This window comes from Dehalococcoidales bacterium, assembly GCA_028717385.1.
In the GTDB taxonomy this organism is placed as follows: domain Bacteria; phylum Chloroflexota; class Dehalococcoidia; order Dehalococcoidales; family CSSed11-197; genus CSSed11-197.
In genome coordinates this window covers 1-3514 of the sequence record JAQUNW010000061.1, presented here as the reverse complement: position 1 = coordinate 3514, position 3514 = coordinate 1, and the positions used below count along the sequence as shown (strand labels likewise).

Below are 3514 nucleotides of genomic sequence, written 5' to 3'. Positions count from 1 at the left end.
ATTACGTCTGTCTACGTATAAGAATATGGGACACCCCGTCGACAAAGTTGAGTTGATAATCATGGGGGGTACTTTTCTTTCTTCCCCTCGGGATTATCAATATGATTTTATCAAAAACTGCTTCGATGCACTGAATGGGCAAATATCTGCCAGCCTGGAAGAAGCCCAGCGGCTGAATGAGGAAGCCGAAAGCAGGTGTGTTGGTTTATGTATCGAGACTCGCCCAGATTATTGTACTCCAGCTCATATTGAATGGATGGTAGAACTTGGAACTACCCGGGTCGAGTTGGGTGTGCAGACTATAGATGATGAAGTATATACTCTTACCCGTCGAGGGCATAGCATTAATGATGTTGTCAGTGCGACTCGGAACTTAAAAATGACCGGAATAAAAGTGCATTATCACTGGATGCCTAACCTTCCCGGTGTAACCAGGGAAAAAGACCTGGAGCTGTTTTCACAGCTTTTCAATGATGAACGCTTCCGCCCGGATGGCTTAAAAATATATCCCACAATGGTAGTTGCCGGCACCGAACTTGAACGCTGGAAGGAACAGGGTTTATATAAGCCTTATGAAGAAGAAGAACTAATTGAGTTGATTGCAGACTTGAAGAGCATTGTTCCGGGTTATACCCGGATTTCCAGGGTTTTGCGTGATATCCCCTCAGTTTACATAACCGGAGGACCGAAAGACTCTCTTCGCGAAAGAGTGCAAAAGAAACTAATCGAAAAAGGAAAAAGTTGCCATTGCATTCGTTGCAGGGAATATGGTCATCGCATTAAGCAAGGCTGGAAAAGCGGAGAAGCCTCTGTTAAGCGGCTGGATTACAAAGCGAGCGGAGGCCAGGAAATATTCCTTTCATTCGAGGATGAGCAGCAAACACTCTTCGGTCTTTTACGGTTGAGGCTGCAAAATATACCCCCTCCAGCATTTGGAGAAAGAAAGGGTGTATTTGCCTTGGTGCGCGAATTGCACGTTTATGGGGCTGAAGTAGCGTTGGGAGAAAGAGATGAAATATCAGCCCAACATAAAGGTCTTGGGAAAACGCTGCTTATGGAAGCGGAAAGAATTGCAGCCAGTGAATTTGGGGCGCGTGATATGTATATTTTAAGTGGAGTTGGTGCCAGACCGTATTACCGGGCACTTGGGTATTCGTTTAATCACAATTATATGTGCAAGGCTTTATCGGCAGAATAACCAGTAAGTTGAGCTTAGAAGCAATGATGGGGTTTATTCTTCGCTCCAGTTTTGCATGATTTCTTTAATTCTCTGAGACAGTTTGGGGTTTGAGCGCAGACGTTCTACGAATATCGGGCAGCCTTCTACCAGAGAGGCTTGGGCTGCCGCTGCCATGCTTGCAATCAATTGCTGATTTTGTATATCTTGCTGCCCTGTAATTTCCAGGTTGGATGCTTGCATTTGCCTTTGTATATCTTCGGCGGTAAATCGCATTGGGGTAACGCATGCTTTATACCACGGACAGTCTTTGCATTGTACGATCGAATATGCTTCGTCTAAAATATCGCCCATATGATTAATCCTTTCACTAAATTATCTTAGTCAGCTTGTTATCCAGGCTTGCCCAATTGGGGAAAGCCCCTATTACTACATCTTGGATTATACCATCTTTATCAATAAGCACGGTAACCGGTATACCATCAACACTATACATATTAGCTACACGGGCGCCAGTATCACGCAAGACGGTAAAAGAGTACTGACCGTATTCAAGAAAACTGCTGATGGCAGATGAAGAATCCCGAACATTGATAGTTAGCACAGCTAACTTACTTTCTTCATTATTGTAAGTATTCCATGCCTGCTCTATATATGGCATTTCGGCTAGGCAGTACGGGCAGCTAAGTGCCCAAAAATTGAGCATTACTGGTCGTCCTTGAAGGCTAGACAGGGATACAGTTTCGCCGTCCAGGCCCAAGAGTTCAAAATCCGGTGCTGGTTTACCGGCAGAAATAGAAGCTTGTTGGCAGGAAGCTAATGGCAATGCCGACAGTAACAGACATACTGTGGTTAGAAATATTTTGATTTTCATATTTTCTTACTCTGTTAATTACTAAAGATAAAGCCAGCCCAGTTTGCCAGTCAGTATCAATATACCAGCAGCGATAAGAATTAATCCGCTGGCTACATAGATATATATCGAATATTTATTGATACGCTTGATCCAGGGATGAAAGGCTGAAAAAGCTAGCCCGATAACCACAAATGGTAATCCCAGCCCTAGCGAATATACAGCCAGGAGCAAAGCTCCATGCCATGCGGTTGAGGAGTTTAAAGCCAGCATTAGGATTCCTCCCAGTATTGGGCTCAGGCACGGAGTCCATGCCAATGCAAAACTCCCTCCAATCAACGCTGCGCGGATATAACCACTGGTATTTTCTAAACGTGGGTTTAGCCTCGCTTGGTAGTTTAATACTGGAAGTTTTATTGCCAGTAGCATTAATAAACCAAGAATTACCAATACGGTGCCGGATATTGTCCTCACTATGATAGAGTTTGGGCTTAAGGAAATACCAATTAATCCCGCCAGCGCTCCGGCCAGAGTAAATATGATACCAAATCCTGCAACAAAGCTTAACGATGAGAGAAAAAGCTTTCTTCGCTCATATCCGCTATTGTTTAATACTTCAGGCCCGGCCAGGCTTGCTAAAAAAACTGGCACCAGAGGTAAAACACAAGGCGAAAGAAACGATGCTACACCTGCTCCCAGGGCAGCTATGAACGGAATTTGTTCCATTTGAATTTACCGATGATATTAGAGCAATTTATCCAGCTTAGCCTTGAAGTTGCTCTCTGGGACGGCACCCACGACGGTATCAACCACGTCACCTTGTTTAAACAGCAACATAGTCGGAATAGACATAACCTGATAACGCGAGGAAGTACTGGAGTTGTCATCAACATTCATCTTGCAGAATTTAATTTTACCTTCATACTGCGTGGAAAGCTTGTCAATAACAGGAGCCACCATTCGGCAGGGCCCACACCAAGGCGCCCACATATCTACCAGCACCGGGATTTTTGCTTTTAACACTTCTTCGTCGAAACTGGCATCAGAGATTTCTTTGACCATGGATGTACCTCCTTAAAACGATATTCAAATAGTAAAGGTTATGCATTCTTGTGTCAAGAATGAATACTGGTTTGACATCACTATCTGAGGCTGGTTACAATCGGGTGATGCAAATATTTGGAACTTCTGGCATTCGTTTCAAGGCAGATCGCAGCTTGCTTGAACTGGCTTTCAAATGCGGGCTGTCTGTTGGCGCAACGCATCGGCGGGTAGTGGTAGCCAGTGATTCGCGCACCAGTTCGCCTGCTGTCAAGAGTGCCTTGGCTGCCGGTTTGAATGCTTCTGGAGCCAGTTTCTGGGATGCCGGTTTATTACCAACACCTGCTCTGGCTTACGCCGTTCGTGATTTTGATACCGGGATAATGGTAACTGCTTCTCATAATCCGCCAGAATATAATGGTCTCAAGTTTTTTAACGCCGAT

General features: G+C 44.6%; 6 protein-coding genes. 2 read left to right on the top strand and 4 right to left on the bottom strand.

The genetic code is table 11. The annotated features are described in order from the left end of the window. A partial coding sequence (locus PHX29_07260) for a tRNA uridine(34) 5-carboxymethylaminomethyl modification radical SAM/GNAT enzyme Elp3 (GenBank protein MDD5605681.1) occupies positions 1-1198 on the top strand: 1198 nt, incomplete at its 5' end. Between the two features lie 33 nt (positions 1199-1231). On the opposite strand, the gene PHX29_07255 is transcribed toward PHX29_07260, so the two are convergent. Genes PHX29_07255 through trxA form a run of 4 tightly spaced genes read right to left on the bottom strand, consistent with a single transcriptional unit; the run spans position 1232 to position 3092 of the window. Next, positions 1232-1531 (bottom strand): hypothetical protein, encoded by a 300-nt coding sequence (locus PHX29_07255; GenBank protein MDD5605680.1) that lies wholly within the window; start codon positions 1529-1531, stop codon positions 1232-1234. A gap of 16 nt (positions 1532-1547) precedes the next feature. Further along, positions 1548-2051, bottom strand: a complete 504-nt coding sequence (locus PHX29_07250) for a TlpA disulfide reductase family protein (protein MDD5605679.1) — start codon at positions 2049-2051, stop codon at positions 1548-1550. Positions 2052-2072: 21 nt separating this feature from the next. Next, positions 2073-2756 (bottom strand): cytochrome c biogenesis CcdA family protein, encoded by a 684-nt coding sequence (locus PHX29_07245; GenBank protein MDD5605678.1) that lies wholly within the window; start codon positions 2754-2756, stop codon positions 2073-2075. Positions 2757-2774: 18 nt separating this feature from the next. Then, positions 2775-3092: a thioredoxin gene (gene trxA / locus PHX29_07240; GenBank protein MDD5605677.1), complete on the bottom strand. Its 318-nt coding sequence runs from the start codon at positions 3090-3092 to the stop codon at positions 2775-2777. A 59-nt stretch (positions 3093-3151) separates the two neighbouring features. Here trxA and PHX29_07235 point away from each other — a divergent pair. Next, the coding region (locus PHX29_07235) for a hypothetical protein (GenBank protein MDD5605676.1) at positions 3152-3514 on the top strand (363 nt) is incomplete at its 3' end.